This is a genomic window from Nostoc sp. UHCC 0302 (assembly GCF_038096175.1).
Lineage (GTDB): Bacteria > Cyanobacteriota > Cyanobacteriia > Cyanobacteriales > Nostocaceae > UHCC-0302.
This window is the reverse complement of sequence record NZ_CP151099.1, coordinates 1,796,671-1,815,272: the sequence shown is the minus strand read 5'-3', so window position 1 is coordinate 1,815,272 and position 18,602 is coordinate 1,796,671. Positions and strand designations below refer to the sequence as shown.

Below are 18,602 nucleotides of genomic sequence, written 5' to 3'. Positions count from 1 at the left end.
AGAGAAAAGTACATCCTAAAAGTAAGGAAATTGCTCAGGAAATTGTAAAGAAATCGGAAAGAAATTGCGAAATGGAAAAATTGTAACTTTTTGCAATATTTTCTCAATGAGAGTTCGCAAATTGTTTTAAACATACTTTTATAGTTAAAAAATATAGTAAAAAAATACTATGCGGATTCTTTTAGTTGAAGATGATGTACGCCTAGCTGAAACTTTAGCGGAAGCCTTGACAGACCAGCGTTATATCGTTGATGTAGTTACAGATGGTGAAGCTGGCTGGAATCAAGCTAAAATTCTGGATTATGATTTGCTGCTGCTGGATGTAATGTTGCCAGAACTTGATGGAATCAGTTTATGTCATCGGTTGCGATCGCACAGCTACAGTATGCCTGTTCTCATGCTCACAGCTCGCGACACTGTTAGCGACAAAATTACCGGACTCGATGCAGGAGCAGATGATTATGTCGTTAAACCAGTGGATTTACAAGAACTATTTGCCAGAATTCGCGCCTTGCTTCGACGGGGTAATGCTTCATCGCCGCCTATCCTAGAATGGGGTGATTTACGTCTTAACCCCAGCACCTATGAAGTAATGTATGAGCAAAACCTCCTACATTTAACTCCTAAAGAGTACGGTATATTAGAGTTATTGCTACGAAATGGCCGTCGTGTCCTGAGCCGCAGTGTAATTATTGAACATATTTGGTCGCTAGATTCTTCCCCTGAAGAACACGCTGTGAAAGTTCATCTCAGAAGCTTGCGCCAAAAGCTTAAAGCAGCCGGAGCTTGTGAAGATTTTATTGAAACAGTTCACGGTATCGGCTACCGTCTCAAGCAACTGGACTAATAGTAAAGAAGCTGTAGCATCCGCAGATTTGAGTTATGTACTCCGAACTCCTTAGTTATTTGTATTCCTCAGAATTGGATGCAGTAGCTCAATTACTCATTTACAAAGCTCAAAGACACGCTCACAGAGTACTAAGACTGATTCATCAGGTGTTAAAAGTTTCAATTGAACCCTAGCAGTTGGGCTTTGATTTCTCCCTCTACTACGCTTCATGCGTACTTTTTAGCCATAATTACTTAGTTTATGAAGTAGTTATTTCACTGGAAAATTGGGGAATCATAAAATTGTAATTCAAAAACTGCAAGATAAAAATTTTATGAATAAGTCCCTTGAGTACTCGGTAGACGCTCTCAATGTACCTTTAGAGCGGGATATATTCTTACGTACATTAATTCGCGAATTATCCGGCACTTTACAGCAAGTAATTGGACTAGAAGAAGCCTCTGGATTTATTAGCGTAGTTGGCGAAAGGATGGGTAGGCAGATTAATCAAAATTATAAGTCTGCTTTGGAAGTTTCAAATCTTTCCCCTGAGCAAGTTGCCGCTGTGTTGGTTGATTTGAAAAAACGAATTCAAGGCGACTTTTATGTAATTGAGCAGAATGAAGAAAAAATTGTATTTGGTAACCGTGTTTGCCCGTTTGCAGAAAAAGTACACGATCGCCCTGCTATGTGTATGATGACCTCAAATGTTTTTGGTACGATCGCAGCTAATAATCTTGGATATGCCAAAGTAGAATTGCAAGAAACCATAGCGCAAGGTGCTGCTGGATGCAGAGTGGTTATTTATTTAAAATCTACAGAAGAGTCAGAAGATGCAGAAGGTCGAGAATACTTTAGAGGGCTAGAAGCATAGTAAATCGAATAGCACTAAGCTGTCTTTAGAGTTTTAGCTTAGTGCAATTTTGCACATATAGCAAAACTCTCAAATTAGAAACCTATGACTCCTGAACAGTTTCTTGAATTTGCCAGAGTTTTACCAGAACCTTTACTCTTAGTGAACAGTGAGGGTCAGCTTTTAGCTGGCAATCAACCAGCAGCAAACTTGTTGGGATTACGCCGTCAGGATTTCAAAGAAAGGATGCTCTTTGATTTGGTTACTGAACCTGCCAACGAGCTAGTCAAGTACTTGCAAGCTTGTTCCACTAGTAGAGCAATGGTTATTGGTACTCTGACTATACACAAAAATGATGGACAAACGTTAATATGTCGTAGCCAAGGCGCAGTCATTCAACCTTTATCTTCTGAGTCATCAGCTTTGATTCTCCTACGTTTGGAAAATCGCGCGATCGCTAATAATAATTTTATCCTTTTAAATAAAAAAATCGACGAATTAGGCAAAGAAATCCAAAAACGTAAACTAGCAGAAGAAGCTCTTTTAAAAGCGAATGAAGAGCTAGAAAGTCATGTTCAAGAACGTACAAAAAATTTAAGAGAAACATTAAATGAATTGCAAATTGCTCAATCTCAACTAGTTCAAGCTGAAAAAATGTCTGCTCTAGGCCAATTAGTCGCAGGTGTAGCCCATGAAATTAATAACCCAATTAGTTTTATCTTTGGTAATCTTACCTATGTTAGTAACTATGTGAGTGATTTGCTGTCATTAATCAAACTCTACCAGCAACACTGTTTCAACACAGAGATAGAAATTTCTAATAAGATCCAAGAAATTGAATTAGATTTTATCTGTACTGATTTACCTAAAGTCTTAAACTCGATGAAAATGGGTGCTAAGCGCATACATGAGATAGTGCTGAGTTTGAGAAACTTCTCTAGGCTTGATGAGGCTGAAATGAAATCAGTTAATATTCATGAAGGCATTGATAGCACTCTCTTGATTTTACAAAATCGGTTAAAAAGTCAAGGAGAACATCCTGATATTCAAGTTATTAAACAATACGGCAATTTGCCTCAGATTGATTGCTACCCTGGACAACTCAATCAAGTATTTATGAACGTTCTGGTTAATGCTATTGATACTTTGAAAGAGTCAACAGTTGGTTGTAAGGTGGCAGCATTTAAAGGAAAAGTAACTGAGAAAGTGGACAAGCCAACGGCTGACTACAAGGTCAAACTAACTACTGACAATCCCACAATTCACATTTGCACTGAAATTTTAGACAGCAATCAAGTGATGATTCGGATTGCAGATAACGGCTGTGGTATGACAGAAGAGGCAAAGCAAAAAATTTTTGACCCATTTTTTACCACTAAACCTATTGGTTCAGGGACAGGCTTAGGAATGTCGATTAGCTATCAAATCGTCAATAAACATGGTGGAGAAATTAGTTGTTTATCTACTCTTGGACAAGGTACAGAAATTGTAATTAAGATTCCTAAAAAACAATTAATTAACTCCCAATACGGTTCGGATAAGGTTTTTTAATGAAAGTTATAGATCACAAAGACGCGATAAATCGCCGTCTTTACAATAATCAGTCCTTTGTAGGCGATTTATCGCGTCTCTTCCCTTAACCGAACCGTATTGAATTAACCCTCATTAGATAGTCTATTTTAAATTCTCTTCCTACTCAAGGAAAAGAGGGTAGATTTAGCTGTCAAACTCTATTACAACGTGAATTAGTTGAGACAGTTGGAGACGGTTTTAATTTCCAAGCGGAGTTAATTCGTTGCTAGTTTACACTTTAATTTTAGCTTCTATCCCCAGTATCACTGCATTCTATCGATAGTACGATACTGAATCGCTTCCGCAACATGATTGGCTTGTAGCTGATCTTCTCCTGCCAAATCTGCAATAGTCCGCCCGACTTTAAGAACGCGATCGCTTGCTCTTGCCGATAAACCTAATTTTCTAATTGCTGCTTCTAATAAATTGCGACTAGCATCATCAAGTTTGCACCACGTCTGAAGATGACTACTCTGCATTTGGGCATTGCAACGCAGATTTGGTTCTTTTTGGAATCGGGTAGTAGCGCGATCGCGTGCTTCTTGTACTCGTTGGCGCACTGATTTTGACGCTTCTCCCATCGGTTGTTGAGTAATCTCTTCTGGTTTCAAACGGTTTACTGCAACTTGTAAATCAATCCGATCCATTAATGGCCCAGAAAGCTTTGACCAATATTGTTCGCGTTGCCGTGGTGAACAAGTACACTGTTGAACGGTATCGCCATAGTAACCGCAAGGGCAGGGATTAGTACTTGCTACTAAAGTAAACTGTGCAGGAAACATTACTGATTGTTTGGTGCGAGAAATCGTTACAAAGCCATCTTCCAACGGCTGACGCAGGAATTCTAAGACATCGCGTTTAAACTCGGTCAATTCGTCTAGAAATAAGATGCCATTGTGTGATAAGGATATTTCCCCTGGACGCGGGAAAGTGCCGCCACCCACCAGAGAAGGCCCGGATGCTGAGTGGTGAGGACTGCGGAAAGGGCGATCGCGTACTAATGAACCGCGATTTTTTAATAAACCAGCGACTGAGTGAATGCGAGTTACTTCTAAAGATTCAGCAAAAGATAAGGGCGGTAGAATTCCCGATAAGCGTCGTGCCAGCATTGTTTTACCGCTACCAGGTGGTCCTACAAAAATTAAATTGTGTCCGCCAGCAGCTGCAATTTCTAAAGCACGACGCGCATGAGCCTGTCCTTTCACGTCGTGTAAATCTGCGGGCTGTAGAGACGTGATGTGCAAAGTCTCTACATTGTCAGCAAACTGTACAGGTTGATAACGCCCTGGATTATTTAAAAAATCAACTACATCAGACAAATGTTTGCAGCCGTAGACAGCCAATCCTTCTACCACCGCTGCTTCTTGGGCATTATCAGCAGGGAGAACTAAACCAGCAATTCCCATCTTTTGAGCATTAGCAGCAATAGGTAAAACACCAGCCACTGCCCGAAGACTACCATCCAGAGAAACTTCTCCTAAAAATAGATAATCTCCCAGCAAATCAGGGTTAACTTGCTCAGAAGCTGCTAAGATGCCCACACTAATAGGCAAATCGAAACAGGGGCCTTCCTTCCGTAAATCAGCTGGAGTTAAGTTAATCACAATCTTTCTCATAGGAAAGGCAAAACCTGCGTTTTTTAGCGTTGCCTTGACCCGTTCTCTTGACTCCTGAATCGCTGAATCAGGGAGACCTAACACAACAATTCCTGGTAATCCCCCTGACACATCGACTTCCACGCCTACTTTGACGGCATCGATGCCCACAATTGATGCACTCCAGACTCTGGCAAGCATTTCTTCTACAGCACTAAACCTTTAGAATCTCTAGCAGAAGAGTAGGTATATTGACATGAGTGAAACCACAGAGACGATTTTCAGCAAAATTATTCGGCGGGAAATTCCAGCGGATATTGTTTATGAAGATAATTTAGCGCTGGCATTCAAAGACATCCACCCGCAAGCACCTATTCACATCCTTGTCATTCCTAAGAAAGCCATTCCCCAATTGGCTGATGCTGAATCTCAGGATCATGCTCTATTAGGGCATCTTTTATTAACTGCAAAGCGTGTTGCCGAAGAAGCAGGGCTGACAAACGGTTATCGCATTGTCATCAATACTGGTGATGACGGCGGTCAAACAGTCTCCCACTTACATTTGCATATCCTGGGAGGACGCCAGTTGGCATGGCCTCCTGGTTGATAAAACCGATGAATCGCGTCTTTCGGCGCGATTCATTAGAAAAACATATCACTATGATAATCAATACTGTTGTTAACATTACTTTACAAATTTTAATTTTGCTTCTAAAGTAGTAAACAGGTAAGCAAGTTTACCTACCCAAACATCATAAACAAATCGCAATCATAAAACCATGACAGCAACCTTACAAAGACGCGAAAGCGCCAACGTATGGGAGCGGTTCTGCAACTGGATCACCAGCACCAACAACCGCCTATACATCGGTTGGTTCGGCGTACTGATGATTCCCACCTTGCTAGCTGCAACCACCTGCTTCATCATCGCCTTCATCGCTGCACCTCCAGTAGACATCGACGGCATCCGCGAACCAGTAGCAGGTTCCTTAATATACGGCAACAACATCATCTCCGGTGCAGTTGTGCCTTCTTCCAACGCCATCGGCTTGCACTTCTACCCAATTTGGGAAGCAGCATCCTTAGACGAATGGTTGTACAACGGTGGCCCTTACCAATTGGTAGTATTCCACTTCTTGATTGGTGTATTCTGCTACATGGGACGTGAGTGGGAACTATCCTACCGCTTAGGAATGCGTCCTTGGATTGCAATTGCATATTCAGCCCCAGTTGCAGCAGCAACCGCAGTATTCCTCGTATACCCAATCGGACAAGGTTCCTTCTCAGACGGTATGCCCTTGGGTATCTCCGGAACCTTCAACTTCATGATTGTCTTCCAAGCGGAACACAACATCCTCATGCACCCCTTCCACCAGTTAGGTGTAGCAGGTGTATTCGGCGGAAGTTTATTCAGTGCAATGCACGGTTCTTTGGTAACCTCTTCCTTAGTTCGTGAAACAACCGAATCAGAATCACAGAACTACGGTTACAAGTTTGGACAAGAAGAAGAAACCTACAACATCGTTGCAGCCCACGGCTACTTCGGTCGTCTCATCTTCCAATACGCTTCATTCAACAACAGCCGTTCCTTGCACTTCTTCTTGGCAGCATGGCCAGTAATCGGCATCTGGTTCACCGCTTTGGGTGTCAGCACAATGGCTTTCAACCTCAACGGTTTCAACTTCAACCAGTCGATTATTGACTCACAAGGTCGTGTAATCAACACTTGGGCAGACATTATCAACCGCGCCAACCTGGGTATGGAAGTCATGCACGAGCGTAACGCTCACAACTTCCCTCTGGATTTGGCTTCTGCTGAAGCTGCTCCTGTAGCCCTAACTGCTCCTGCTATCAACGGTTAATTCCCAAGATTAGCTAAATAGAAAACGCCTCCCAGAAATGGGCGGCGTTTTTGTTTTCCATAACAAAATCATACAGAGATTTTGGTATCTGTGTATTTTATTCACAAAATTCCTGCCTCATATAAATAGGTAGAGGTTTACAGGTATATACCTCTACAACCGATTTGTTGGTTACAAATATTTTTGAAATTTTATGAAGTTGTAGCTTGAACGCTTATAAAAGCTGTACCCATGAATATAAAGTTTTAATCGCTGGAATTATGTCTAAACACTTTATCTTAAATGCTTGATTTTTTCTGTTTAATCAACAAAAATAAAAACAGGATATAAAGATATCATAGTCAACTTAAGTCATGTAAACCCTTTTCTCCTAGTCCGCTAATGCGGACTTTCTTTATGTAAATTTTAACTATGTATCTATTATTTGCTCAAGTTCAAATAAAAAGCGATTTGATATTAAAATTTTTCTAATAAAAAGCCAATTCTGTATGGCATTAAGATGAGTGAAATCTTAGCTAATATCGCTTATGGATATTCTTGATAAAGACTTATTGGCTTTTTTTGCTGGTGTCGGGTTACTAGTTTTCTATCTCATCTTCTCAGCTTTAACTGAAAACTGAAATGGGTACTAAACTCCCCTGGAAGAAATAATCGCCTTTATCTTATAATGGCTAAATGTGCTGAGATTACACCTTTTAAAAGCCGTTTCGCGTCTACATTACTAAAATTTATTCATAGAGGAAAATCCTACTGTTTTAGTAGTGCTTCCCAAAAAAAAGTTAGAAGTTTTTAACTCCTAACTTTGCACCTATTTAAGACAGGGTAAGTTTGTATTCTTACTCACTTTTGCCCTAGTTGATGTTGTAATTGTTTGAGCGATTGATACATTTCTGGCAGGCGGTTAGAAATAGCGCATACTTTCAAATATAGTTTGTGAGGAATTGCTGGCATACCAGAGACAATTTGCCCTGGTGCTATATCATTATGAATTCCAGCTTTAGCAGATGCGATCGCCCCATCACCAACTTTCACCTGATTAGAAACTCCTGACTGTCCCGCCAGGATAACGCGTTTCCCTAGTTTTGCACCGCCAGCTATACCAACCTGACCTGCAATTGCACAGCCAGTATCAATGTGGCAACCATGTCCTATTTGTACTAAATTGTCAATTATTGTATCGCTGCCTATACGTGTTTCCCCGACAGATGGACGATCTATGGCACTGTTGCTGCCGACTTCTACCCTATCTTCTAAGACAGTGTAGCCGGATTGTTCCATTTTGAACCAACCAGTGCGGGTAGGAACAAAGCCAAAGCCTTCTGCACCGATTACAGTGCCACTGTGAATCATGCAATCTGCACCAATGCGGGTGCGTTCGTGGATAGTACAGTTGGCGTGTAAGGTGGTGCGATCGCCGATTTTAACATCTGGATAAATAACTACATTAGGATGAATGATTACACCATCACCAATCTCTGTCCTTTGCTGAATTACAGCATGAGGGCCAATGTAAACATCCTTACCAACTTTTGCTGTGGGGTGAATTACCGCAGTCGGATGAATTTCTGGAGCTGGGCGATATGGTTGGTAAAAAATTGCGATCGCTTTAGCAAACAATAATCGCGGATCTGGGGTTACTATCCAGGCGATACCGCGTTCCTGTGCTTGAATCTGTAATTTTTCGTCTTGAGGCAAAATTAAAGCACTAGCACTTGTCTTACTGACAAAAGATGAAAATTTAGACCCCTCTATATAGCTGATAGTGCCAGTAGTAGCTTCATCAAGGGCTGCTACCCCTGTAATTTCTGGATCATGGTCTGGGTTAGTAGTGAGACTATGAACAGTGGCGGTGTTGCCAAATTGATTTACGATTTCGCTGAATTTCATTATTGGGTATTTAGTGTTTTAAATAATCGAACCGCATTCGCATAGCGTCTCGCAGAGAAGACGCAAAGAACGCAAAGAAAATTCTAGGATTTTTTCAAATGTTATTAAAGGGCATTGAGAGTACAGACGCAATTATACTCTTACGAGAAGCCGAAGCAGAGCGTCTACGCGTCTGTACAGGAGTTAGGAGTTATATTTGTCCCTCTCGCCCCTAGCTTCCCATCGCGTTACCAGCTAAATACGCCGTTGTCCAAGCACTTTGGAAGTTAAAGCCGCCAGTAACACCGTCTATATCTAAAATTTCTCCAGCAAAGTACAAACCAGGAACTAGTCTACTTTCCATCGTCTTGAAGTTAACTTCTTTAAGTTTGACACCACCGCAGGTAACAAATTCTTCTTTAAAAACGCCCTTGCCACTAATTAAGTATTCTCCTTGAGTGAGTTCTTGCACCAGCTGATTTAATGTTTTACTAGATAATTCTGCCCAACGGTCATCTATAGTAATGCCTGCACGAGCGATAATATATTGCCAGAGGCGATGGGGTAGCTCTACGCCGCGATGTAATGCGATCGCTTTTTTTGCCCATTCGGTTTTGACTGCTAAGATTTTTTCCCGCACTTGTTCTTGGTGTAAATCCGGCAGCCAATTAATCGATAATGTGGCTTGATAACGGCTCTCGTGTAGAATTCTCGCACCCCAAGCAGAAAGTTTCAAAACAGCTGGGCCACTCAAACCCCAATGAGTAATTAGCAATGGCCCAGTCTGTTGCAGTGGAGTTTTTCCGCTAGCAGACAACCGCAACTGTACAGAGTTAACACTAACTCCAGCTAATGCCCTCAGCTTTTGATCAAGAATGTTGAAGGTAAACAAAGAAGGAACTGGTGGTTCAATTTCATGGCCTAGCTCTCTGGCTATTTTATAGCCCACAAGACTGCTACCTGTGGCTAAAAGCAAGCGATCGCATTTAATCGTCTCTTGCGACTTGAGAATAATTTCAAATCCCTCAGCTTCGGGAAGTCGTTTCACTGAGGTGACAGGTGTGCCAATGCGAAGTTCTACCCCAGCAGCCACAACAGCTTTCATCAGACAGTTCACGACTGTTTCTGAACTGTTTGTAATTGGAAACATTCGCCCATCAGCTTCAGTTTTTAACGGTACTCCGTGCAGGGCAAACCAAGTTACGGTATCGTTGGCTTGAAAACGAGTGAACGCACCCCGCAACGCTTTTCCGCCTCTGGGGTAATTTTGCACCAACCCCTCTGGTTCAAAACAGGCGTGGGTAACATTACAACGTCCCCCACCAGATATGCGAACTTTTGCCAGTGGTTGACGACTGGCTTCGAGTAAAGTAACTTGGGCTTGAGGATTAGCTTTAGCACAAGCGATCGCGCCAAAAAATCCCGCTGCCCCACCCCCAATAACTACAATTTGTAACGGCAACAATTTCAACAATTTCTCTTCAATAGCACCTACTTTCTAGGCTAGCCGTTATTTTCACTGTTTTTCAAATTCCTCTTTATCTGCACCACAAACTGGACACACCCAATCATCGGGTAAATCTTCAAAGGCTGTTCCCGGTGCTATGTCGTTATCTGGATCGCCTTCTTCTGGATCATATACATAGCCACAAACAGTACAAGTATGGGTTGCCATTTACCTTTCCTCTAGTGAATTGTTTGTACTGCTTCACTATGTAAATACTTTTGACGGAAAGTTACAATAGGCAGGCTACAATTCTTAAGCAGCATTTATCACATCACAGAATTCAGAATCTAGGAACCAGAATTTGGAATTTAACTTGTATGACTAGCGGATTTGAATCCCCAAGCTCTTAAATTCTGACTCTTGAATTCTAGCTACTGAATTCTTCTTCAAAAACGCCACCACGTCCTTTGGACGTAACTGATAATTCCTGTAGCGATCGCTGCTAGCAATATTAGCCAAATAATTCCACCTGGAAGAAAAGTAAGAATGCCAAAGCCTCTCAGTACCCATACGGCTATCCCAACGCCAAGAAGGATACCGAAAACCTGGGTTAGTCTGCGATTTAAAGAAGATTGACTCACTTAATTTTCCTCTCTACTCAACAACTAGCACACTTTCTGTTGACAATATATATAAAGTTACGGTTAAAACAGAAAGAACACATCTAAATGGATTGACACTAGCCCCAAAAATTTTTTATAACTCTTGCTGCTTACCCACCGTATCAGCCTCCAGGACTGATTACAACTTGAATATTAGATAGTGTTTGTGTCATTTTAGCTATTAAATAATTATTTTTTCATAGTATAGTTTTGAGTTTGATAAAACTTGCTTAAGTATTGATTATGTAAATTGTGATAATAAATACTGTTTTTTAAGTAAATTATCGGGAAAATTACCAAAAAATCACAGTTTCAGGAAAATATATATATCAGACTGGAACTAAAATTTAGGGGGTTAGAATTGATCAAGTTTTGACAGCTTGCAATTTTAACCAAGTTTTGTGGGTAAGTTGAGGAGTAACTAAAATTAATATGTCTGCGTCTTATATCTCAGACTCAAATATTACAGGTTCAGATATGGCTTGGAATCAAGACAAGCAAAAGTTACTAGTGCAGGGTGAAATTTTGGTAGAAACGCGATCGCACAATATGTGGGGTGGCGCTGTCACAGCCTGGATGTATTTGCCACTAGTGCGAACTCAAGTATGGCAGCAACTAACTGATTATCCTCGTTGGGTACAATATTTTCCTGATATCACCAAAAGTGAGGTATCACATAAAGGCGAAGTCAAACGTCTGTATCAAGCAGCACAAAAAGCTTTTTTCTTTTTCACAGCGCAAGTCGAAATTTACCTCAACGTTGCAGAAGTGCTGGGGCAGCAAATTCAATTTCGCATGGAAAAAGGAACTTTTGAAGACTTTAATGCCAAATTAGAGTTAAAAGATTGCGGTAACGGTACAGTGCTTGCTTATACTGTCCAAGCCACACCGATTATTCCCATCCCCTCTGTTTTTATTCAACAAGCAATGAACCTTGAGTTGCCTGCGAATATGCGTAAAATGCGACAAGTGCTTTGTAAAGGTCAGTAAAAGCAATGTCACAGGCAAAAGCTATTTTGGAATTTTGGTTTGGCCAATCTGATGAACCGAGTTACGGAAAACCTCGACAATTTTGGTTTAGCAAACAACCAAATTTTGATGAGGAATTGCGAACCCGATTTCTTAAAGATTACCAACAGGCGGCAGCAGGATACTTAGACGAGTGGATTAATTCACCTGATACTTGTCTGGCACTTATTCTATTGCTCGATCAGTTTCCTCGAAATATGTTTCGCGGTACTTCCGAAGCCTTTGCTACCGATTGGGAAGCACTGTCAGCAGCGCAACACGCTGTAGCACAAGGCTGGGATCGCGAATTTTTGCCTGTGCAACGTTGGTTTATCTATTTACCCTTTGAACATAGCGAAAATCTGGTTCATCAACGTGAGTGTGTGAAGCTATTTCAACAACTTAGTCATGATCCTGATTGTGCTAATGCAATTGAGTACGCAATTTATCACTTAGAAATAATTGAGCGTTTTGGACGCTTTCCTCATCGCAATAGCATTTTGGGGCGTTCCTCAACTCCAGAAGAGAAGGAGTTTTTACGGCAACCAAATTCATTATTATAGAAAAATCTGCTACGGTTGGGAGGAAATCTATGAAGTTCTGAGCGTCAGAAGTTGACACTCAGAACTTTTTAGTGATTTTTATGGCAGCTAATGTTGCGATCGCACCCCGCCTTTCGCTACGATCTTTAAGCTTTATGCTATTGGCAAAGCCGCTGGGGATAGAGCTACACTCACATGAGCTATCCAGCCCTAACTCAAATTAACGATATTTTACAGGAAAAACGCAGAACAATGGTGAAACGTGTGCAGTTAGTTTTAACTCAGGATGTCAGCAAGCTAGGAAAATCTGGCGACTTAGTGGACGTAGCTCCCGGCTATGCTCGTAATTTTCTAATTCCTCAAAAGTTGGCAACTCATGCCACTGCTGGCATTCTCAAGCAAGTAGAACGCCGTCGCGAACAAGAGCGTCAACGGCAATTAGAACTCAAGCAACAAGCGCTTGAGCAAAAAGCAGCTTTAGAAAAACTTACTAACTTGACAATTGCCAAGCAGGTTGGTGAAAACGAAGCAATTTTCGGTACAGTCACTACCCAAGAAGTTGCAGATGCAATTCAAGCAGCCATCAGTCAAGAAGTGGATCGTCGCGGGATTACCCTTCCCGATATTAACCACCTTGGTACTTATCAAGCCGAAATTAAGCTGCATTCTGAAGTAACGGCACAAGTTGATATTCAAGTCGTCGCCAGCTAGAAGGCTATAGAGGGGCAGAGGAGCATACTTCTCTACGAGAGGCTGCGCCCTAAGCGCAGCTATGCCGCAGGCTTTACGACTGCGCTCAGTAACCAGGGGGCAGAGGGGCGGAGGGAAAAAAACTTTAAGAGAAATTAGCATATTCCCCCTATCTCCTCCGCTCTCTATCCCTCCATCCTCTCACTAACTCGTGACTCCTAACTCCTAACTTTTGTAGAGACGCGTAGACGCTCTGCTTCGGCTTCTCGTAAGAGTATAATCGCGCTCTACTCCTGACTCCTATTTTTATATGGCTGAAGCACTAAGTTTTCAAGGCGATGGTATTGACCGCCTACCACCCCAAAATATTGAAGCGGAAGAAGCGATTTTGGGGGGAATTTTACTAGACCCAGAAGCGATTGGTCGAGTGAGCGATCGCCTTTTTCCCGAAGCTTTTTACATTAGCGCTCATAAAGATATCTATCAAGCAGCGTTACGCCTCCACGCTCAAGGTAAACCCACAGACTTGCTCTCAGTTACCAGTTGGTTAGCTGACAACGATCTACTTGCCCGGATTGGCGGCAGAAATAAATTAGCAACTCTCGTAGATCGCACAGTTTCAGCAGTTAATATCGATAGCTTAGCTTTATTGGTAACAGAAAAATACCTACGGCGGCAGTTAATTAAAGCTGGCAATGAAATTGTACATCTCGGTTACGAGCTTCAAACCGAATTACCAGTTGTCTTAGACCAAGCAGAACAGAAAGTTTTCGGCGTTACTCAAGAGCGTCCCCAATCAGGTTTAGTTCACATTTCTGACACTTTAATTAATAATTTTCAGGATATCGAAGAGCGAAATCAAGGCATCGCTTTACCTGGCATTCCTTGCGGATTTTATGATTTGGATGCGATGACAAGCGGCTTTCAGCGTTCTGATTTAATTATTGTCGCGGGCCGCCCATCAATGGGAAAAACCGCATTCTGCCTCAACCTTGGTCATAATGTCGCCGCTTCTTATAAATTACCAGTTGCTATTTTCAGCTTAGAGATGTCTAAAGAGCAGCTGACACAACGTCTGTTAGCTAGCGAGGCGGGAATTGAAAGTGGTTATCTGCGTAGTGGACGCCTCAGTCAAACACAATGGGAACCTCTTAGCCGTGCAATTGGTGTCCTCTCGGAAATGCCAATTTATATTGACGATACGCCGAATATTACAGTTACCCAAATGCGTAGTCAGGCGCGACGACTGCAAGCAGAACAGGGAACCGAATTAGGATTAATTGTCATAGATTACTTGCAATTAATGGAAGGAGGAGGTGACAACCGCGTACAAGAATTATCAAAAATTACACGTCAACTCAAAGGTTTAGCACGGGAATTATCTGTGCCAGTGATTGCCCTTTCTCAGCTGAGTCGAGGAGTGGAATCGCGAACTAATAAACGTCCAATGTTGTCAGATTTGAGGGAATCCGGTTGTTTAACTGGTGATAGTCTGGTGACATTAACAGATAGTGGTGTGCAAGTACCAATTAGGGAATTAGTAGGTAAATCTGGTTTTGCTGTTTGGGCGTTAAATCAAACCACAATGCTCTTAGAGAGAGCAATTGTTAGCAATGCTTTTTCTACAGGTATCAAGCCTGTATTTACCTTAACAACTCGATTGGGTCGAAAAATTTGTGCTACAGCTAATCACAAGTTTCTAACAATTGATGGTTGGTGTAGACTAGACGAATTAAGCCCTAGACAACATCTGTGTTTACCAAGACATCTACCTAGTCATGGGCAACAAACCATGACTTATGCTGAGGTTGCATTATTAGGTCATTTAATTGGCGACGGTTGTACATTGCCACGTCATGCCATACAGTACACTACCAGGGAGATAGATTTAGCTGAGAATGTTGCTTTCTTGGCAAAAGAAGTTTTTGGAGATGCAATTGTTCCAAGAATTTCACCTGAACGTGGCTGGTATCAAGTTTACTTATCCGCAGCACAACGCCTCACTCATAGTGTGAGAAATCCAATAGCCAAATGGCTAGACTACCTTGGTGTTTTTGGTTTAAGATCTTATCAAAAATTTGTACCTCAAGACTTGTTCTCGCAACCACAAGAATTAATAGGCTGCTTTTTAAGACATCTTTGGAGTACAGATGGATCTATCAAGTTGGTTGCAGGCAAAAGGCTAAGACCTATTGCATATTATGCAAGCAGTAGCTACAGATTGGCTTTTGATGTACAAACACTTTTGTTAAGGCTTGGCATTAATGCAACACTCAAAATAGTTCCTCAATTTGGCAAAGGTAAAAATCAGTATCATATAAAAATCACTGGTAAGCCTGACCTTGAGTTATTTATTCAAAAGGTTGGAGCAGTAGGAAAATATAAGCTAGCTTCGCTTCAACAGATTTTTGAACACCTTGAAAACTGTATTCACAACACTAATAGAGATATAATCCCTAAAAATGTTTGGAAAACACAAGTTGTTCCTGCAATGAAAGCTGTTGGCATGACAACGAGAGCATTACATTCCAATATTGGAACCTCTTATTGCGGCTCGACGCTTTACAAAGTAAATTTGAGTAGAGAAAGAGCTTTAAAAGTTGCTAAGGTTGTTCAATCAAGTGAATTACTTGCTCTTGCCAACAGTGATGTTTATTGGGACGAAATAGCTTCAATTGAATATAGCGGCGAGGAAGAAGTGTTTGATCTGACGGTTCCTGGCTTGCATAATTTTGTTGCTAATAACATTGTTGTTCACAATTCTATTGAACAAGATGCGGACTTAGTAGTAATGCTCTATCGCGATGATTATTATAATCCTGACAGCCCCGATCGCGGCATTGCAGAAGTGATAGTAGCAAAACACCGTAACGGGCCGACAGGCACTGTGAAACTTCTATTTGATCCACAGTTTACAAAGTTTAAAAACTTAGCTAGACCAAGCCATTATTGAAATGGGGCATTGAGAGTGCTGAGTTAGGAGTTAAGAGTAGAGACGCGATTAGACTCTTACGAGAAGCCGCTCTTCGAGCGTCTGCGCGTCTGTACAAAAGTTAGGAGTTATTCTACTTGTCTCCCCTGCTCCTCGGTTACTGAGCGGCTTGCCTTGAGCGTATCGCTAAAGCGAAAGCTCCGCTAACGCCTTGGTCTCGCAGAGAAGCCGAAAGCAGTCGTAAAGCCTGCGGCATAGCTACGCTTAGAGCGCAGCCTCTCATAGAGCAGTATGCTCCCATGCCCAATGCCCCATTCCCTATTTTCTATTTAACTCCTACCAATTCCACATCAAAAATTAGGGTGGCGTTGGGTGGAATCACGCCACCAGCACCACGAGCGCCGTAACCTAATTCAGGAGGAATAATTAACTTACGACTACCGCCTACTTTCATCGTGCTAAGTCCTTCATCCCAACCTTTGATTACTTGTCCAGCACCGATTTTAAATTTGAAGGTTTGGTTGCGATCGCGTGAACTATCAAATTTCTTACCATTTTCTAGAGTGCCGGTGTAATGAACCTCAACTGTTTGTCCAGGCTCAGGAGTCGCTCCAGTCCCTTCTTTTTCATCGACATACTTCAGTCCAGAGGGGGTAGTTATGGTATTGGCATCAGACATAGGTTTGTTCGCTATTAGGATATTGTTTTCAGTTATAGCTGTGGGCGCTGGCGTCGTTTGGGTTATTTGGGTAGCAATAGCAGTATCCTGTTTACTGCCTACTTGCACCAACACCAAAAGCACAACACTTACCAGCATAAACGCCACGCTGAGGAAAATTGCTTTCAAAATTCAGTTCTCCCTATTTAGGTAGCCTGGTAAAAGGATTATCAACAGGACACATTTAGTTTAAATCAGAAAAGATATCCTAACGCCAAAGCTTATTTTCTAAATCACGCAGTTGACGCTCTAAACGGTCAATTCTACCCCGCAGTTCATCCACTTCCGACTGGCGAGGTACTCCTAAATCCTGCAACATATTTCGCATTTGCCGTTGCATTTGGGCATCCCAGTTTCCCTGTTCTGACTTTAACTGCTGTGCAAGATCATCGATTACCGCCTTGGCTTGTTCAGGATTTAGCTTACCGTCTTTTACCAAATCATCGCTGACTTGCCGCAATTTATCAGCTACTAACGACGTTGTGCCAATCCCCACCATCATTAGCTGTTGCAACCAGTTGTTGCTGTCCATACTCCCTTCCTCTTACTTATTTCAAACCAGCCGACCCTTGCTCGTGAGTGTACCCAATCAAGCTATGCTGGAAGCCTAGTTATTCTAGCCTACAGCTCTATTTTGGCAAATTGGCAAACACAGAGAGCAAAGAGCGTTGTAGTAAAACTCCTTAAGTTTATGGTTAACCCCATTACGGGAAATTTTATTGTCAAGGATGAGGACATTTGGATAGGGTGCTGGTTCAGCCTCCTGGATTTTTAGCCAATTATGAGTCAGCAGAGTAGCAGGTACGGAAATTACTCCATAGTTGATAATAAAGGCGATGTCTAAATCAAAGAGAAACTGATTTTTATACGTCTATTACTTGGTATTTTATTTCTTGATTTTTACAGTAATCAGGAAACTTAAAAGTAAATTGAGTCTCTTTTATTTTCTGGAAAGAGCAATCAAACAGCCATATAAAAACAGTTTTTTGACTTTATTTTTACAAATCTTCAATTTTTATAACTTTTCTTATAACAGGTGTGACAAAATAGCTGATCCAGTCCAGTAGGGATTGAATCTTCTTCCAAGTCCAGAGCGCCTTTTTTGCATAGGCGATCGCTTTTAGTATATGTGCTAAAAGTGCCGTATTGTAAACTATATTTCTGTGTTTAAATATCATTCATTTTAAAAGACATAACTAAAGTAGTTATGCCTGTGTTTTTAATTTGGTTATTAGCGCAAATTCTCACTGAGCGAGGCTCAAAGCAGGCATCTTATAAAGAAATACTTCCACGTAAGTTTATAGCTGTTGTAGTATAAAACCAGTTCTAAGCTTTAGTTGTTAGCTTAATTAAATTAGTTTTTAACTAAAAATTATTCTTTTTGCAATAATTTTATTCATTTTTGACTTGAATGACATACTAAAATATATGTAGACAAAATTCTGTAAATTATGTCTCAAAAACCAATTTTATAGGCTTGATTTATCCCAAATAAATTGTCAAGATCAAAACTGAACTTAGACCAAATATCTTCCTTCTAATTGTACTTTTGCTAAAAACACCCTTTATAACAAAGAGAAAACTAATGGCTAACATCCAAATTTATGAAATACATATTTTTTTGGGAAATAGTTTAAATTCCAAAAATGCAGTCAACTAGCAAAATAAAAGGTATTCAAAGCAATGAGTAAAGTAAATATTAATAACTCTACACAACTGAGTCTAGAACAGCATTTCAAACTAAAAGTTTTAGAAATACATATTCAAGGTTTAAACCAACAGCAAGCACAAAAGCTATTAGTCAAATTTGCTCAAATAGCTATGCTCAAAGATAATATTATTAGTAATTATAAAGGCATTAAATCAATAGATTCGTATTAATTTTTAGACTGTGTGAAATTAGCTCTGATACTGCTATGGTAATCCCAGTTGATTGGTAAAAATTTGAAGTTTAAAAACCCCGGTTTTTTTGAAAAACTGGGGTTATTGTTTCTTACGAATTTTTTGGATTGCTATTTTGTCCAAT

General features: G+C 41.0%; 17 protein-coding genes. 10 read left to right on the top strand and 7 right to left on the bottom strand.

The features are described 5' to 3' along the window. Nucleotides 1-169: 169 nt before the first annotated feature. The 3 genes from WKK05_RS07515 to WKK05_RS07505 all read left to right on the top strand — a co-directional run bounded on the left by WKK05_RS07515 (nt 170) and on the right by WKK05_RS07505 (nt 3,233). Complete coding sequence (locus tag WKK05_RS07515; protein ID WP_341529132.1) at nt 170-847, top strand: response regulator transcription factor; 678 nt, start codon at nt 170-172, stop codon at nt 845-847. A 316-nt stretch (nt 848-1,163) separates the two neighbouring features. Then, nucleotides 1,164-1,703, top strand: coding sequence for a methanogen output domain 1-containing protein (locus WKK05_RS07510; RefSeq protein WP_341529131.1), 540 nt, complete (start codon nt 1,164-1,166; stop codon nt 1,701-1,703). Between the two features lie 84 nt (nt 1,704-1,787). Further along, nucleotides 1,788-3,233: an ATP-binding protein gene (locus WKK05_RS07505; protein ID WP_341529130.1), complete on the top strand. Its 1,446-nt coding sequence runs from the start codon at nt 1,788-1,790 to the stop codon at nt 3,231-3,233. A gap of 284 nt (nt 3,234-3,517) precedes the next feature. On the opposite strand, the gene WKK05_RS07500 is transcribed toward WKK05_RS07505, so the two are convergent. Further along, the gene (locus tag WKK05_RS07500) at nt 3,518-5,050 is read right to left on the bottom strand and encodes a YifB family Mg chelatase-like AAA ATPase (protein WP_341529129.1); all 1,533 of its coding nucleotides are present in this window, start codon (nt 5,048-5,050) and stop codon (nt 3,518-3,520) included. Nucleotides 5,051-5,105: 55 nt separating this feature from the next. Here WKK05_RS07500 and WKK05_RS07495 point away from each other — a divergent pair, with 55 nt between their 5' ends. Beyond that, on the top strand, nt 5,106-5,456 hold the full coding sequence (locus tag WKK05_RS07495; RefSeq protein ID WP_341529128.1) for a histidine triad nucleotide-binding protein: 351 nt from the start codon (nt 5,106-5,108) through the stop codon (nt 5,454-5,456). A 172-nt stretch (nt 5,457-5,628) separates the two neighbouring features. After that, entirely contained in the window at nt 5,629-6,711 is a 1,083-nt protein-coding gene (gene psbA, locus WKK05_RS07490) for a photosystem II q(b) protein (protein ID WP_341525488.1), read from the top strand. 840 nt (nt 6,712-7,551) lie between these two features. Here psbA and lpxD read toward each other — a convergent pair. The 4 genes from lpxD to WKK05_RS07470 all read right to left on the bottom strand — a co-directional run bounded on the left by lpxD (nt 7,552) and on the right by WKK05_RS07470 (nt 10,665). Beyond that, nucleotides 7,552-8,598, bottom strand: coding sequence for a UDP-3-O-(3-hydroxymyristoyl)glucosamine N-acyltransferase (gene lpxD, locus WKK05_RS07485; RefSeq protein ID WP_341529127.1), 1,047 nt, complete (start codon nt 8,596-8,598; stop codon nt 7,552-7,554). A 211-nt stretch (nt 8,599-8,809) separates the two neighbouring features. Further along, complete coding sequence (locus WKK05_RS07480) at nt 8,810-10,042, bottom strand: NAD(P)/FAD-dependent oxidoreductase (protein WP_341531041.1); 1,233 nt, start codon at nt 10,040-10,042, stop codon at nt 8,810-8,812. A gap of 51 nt (nt 10,043-10,093) precedes the next feature. Next, nucleotides 10,094-10,252, bottom strand: a complete 159-nt coding sequence (gene rd / locus WKK05_RS07475; protein WP_341529126.1) for a rubredoxin — start codon at nt 10,250-10,252, stop codon at nt 10,094-10,096. Nucleotides 10,253-10,470: 218 nt separating this feature from the next. Further along, complete coding sequence (locus WKK05_RS07470) at nt 10,471-10,665, bottom strand: hypothetical protein (RefSeq protein ID WP_341529125.1); 195 nt, start codon at nt 10,663-10,665, stop codon at nt 10,471-10,473. A gap of 453 nt (nt 10,666-11,118) precedes the next feature. On the opposite strand from WKK05_RS07470, the gene WKK05_RS07465 reads away from it, so the two are divergent. The 4 genes from WKK05_RS07465 to WKK05_RS07450 all read left to right on the top strand — a co-directional run bounded on the left by WKK05_RS07465 (nt 11,119) and on the right by WKK05_RS07450 (nt 15,879). Continuing rightward, nucleotides 11,119-11,676 (top strand): SRPBCC family protein, encoded by a 558-nt coding sequence (locus WKK05_RS07465; RefSeq protein WP_341529124.1) that lies wholly within the window; start codon nt 11,119-11,121, stop codon nt 11,674-11,676. Between the two features lie 5 nt (nt 11,677-11,681). Continuing rightward, the gene (locus WKK05_RS07460) at nt 11,682-12,257 is read left to right on the top strand and encodes a DUF924 family protein (RefSeq protein WP_341529123.1); all 576 of its coding nucleotides are present in this window, start codon (nt 11,682-11,684) and stop codon (nt 12,255-12,257) included. A 231-nt stretch (nt 12,258-12,488) separates the two neighbouring features. After that, a complete protein-coding gene (gene rplI, locus WKK05_RS07455; RefSeq protein ID WP_341531040.1) occupies nt 12,489-12,947 on the top strand; it encodes a 50S ribosomal protein L9 in 459 nt (152 codons plus the stop codon). A 289-nt stretch (nt 12,948-13,236) separates the two neighbouring features. After that, on the top strand, nt 13,237-15,879 hold the full coding sequence (locus WKK05_RS07450) for a replicative DNA helicase (RefSeq protein WP_341529122.1): 2,643 nt from the start codon (nt 13,237-13,239) through the stop codon (nt 15,877-15,879). A 304-nt stretch (nt 15,880-16,183) separates the two neighbouring features. Here the strand turns inward: WKK05_RS07450 and WKK05_RS07445 are convergent, their stop codons facing one another. Together WKK05_RS07445 and WKK05_RS07440 are read right to left on the bottom strand one after the other, a co-directional pair. After that, a complete protein-coding gene (locus WKK05_RS07445; RefSeq protein WP_341529121.1) occupies nt 16,184-16,705 on the bottom strand; it encodes an FKBP-type peptidyl-prolyl cis-trans isomerase in 522 nt (173 codons plus the stop codon). Between the two features lie 79 nt (nt 16,706-16,784). Continuing rightward, nucleotides 16,785-17,108, bottom strand: a complete 324-nt coding sequence (locus WKK05_RS07440) for a phasin family protein (protein WP_341529120.1) — start codon at nt 17,106-17,108, stop codon at nt 16,785-16,787. 1,151 nt (nt 17,109-18,259) lie between these two features. On the opposite strand from WKK05_RS07440, the gene WKK05_RS07435 reads away from it, so the two are divergent. Then, the gene (locus tag WKK05_RS07435; protein ID WP_341529119.1) at nt 18,260-18,457 is read left to right on the top strand and encodes an NblA/ycf18 family protein; all 198 of its coding nucleotides are present in this window, start codon (nt 18,260-18,262) and stop codon (nt 18,455-18,457) included. Nucleotides 18,458-18,602 lie beyond the last annotated feature (145 nt).

Coding starts and splice junctions, on each gene's coding strand:
- WKK05_RS07515 (WP_341529132.1), top strand. CDS start 170: ATGCGGATTCTTTTAGTTGAAGATGATGTACGCCTAGCTGAAACTTTA.
- WKK05_RS07510 (WP_341529131.1), top strand. CDS start 1,164: ATGAATAAGTCCCTTGAGTACTCGGTAGACGCTCTCAATGTACCTTTA.
- WKK05_RS07505 (WP_341529130.1), top strand. CDS start 1,788: ATGACTCCTGAACAGTTTCTTGAATTTGCCAGAGTTTTACCAGAACCT.
- WKK05_RS07500 (WP_341529129.1), bottom strand. CDS start 5,050: ATGCTTGCCAGAGTCTGGAGTGCATCAATTGTGGGCATCGATGCCGTC.
- WKK05_RS07495 (WP_341529128.1), top strand. CDS start 5,106: ATGAGTGAAACCACAGAGACGATTTTCAGCAAAATTATTCGGCGGGAA.
- psbA (WP_341525488.1), top strand. CDS start 5,629: ATGACAGCAACCTTACAAAGACGCGAAAGCGCCAACGTATGGGAGCGG.
- lpxD (WP_341529127.1), bottom strand. CDS start 8,598: ATGAAATTCAGCGAAATCGTAAATCAATTTGGCAACACCGCCACTGTT.
- rd (WP_341529126.1), bottom strand. CDS start 10,252: ATGGCAACCCATACTTGTACTGTTTGTGGCTATGTATATGATCCAGAA.
- WKK05_RS07465 (WP_341529124.1), top strand. CDS start 11,119: ATGTCTGCGTCTTATATCTCAGACTCAAATATTACAGGTTCAGATATG.
- WKK05_RS07460 (WP_341529123.1), top strand. CDS start 11,682: ATGTCACAGGCAAAAGCTATTTTGGAATTTTGGTTTGGCCAATCTGAT.
- rplI (WP_341531040.1), top strand. CDS start 12,489: ATGGTGAAACGTGTGCAGTTAGTTTTAACTCAGGATGTCAGCAAGCTA.
- WKK05_RS07450 (WP_341529122.1), top strand. CDS start 13,237: ATGGCTGAAGCACTAAGTTTTCAAGGCGATGGTATTGACCGCCTACCA.
- WKK05_RS07440 (WP_341529120.1), bottom strand. CDS start 17,108: ATGGACAGCAACAACTGGTTGCAACAGCTAATGATGGTGGGGATTGGC.
- WKK05_RS07435 (WP_341529119.1), top strand. CDS start 18,260: ATGAGTAAAGTAAATATTAATAACTCTACACAACTGAGTCTAGAACAG.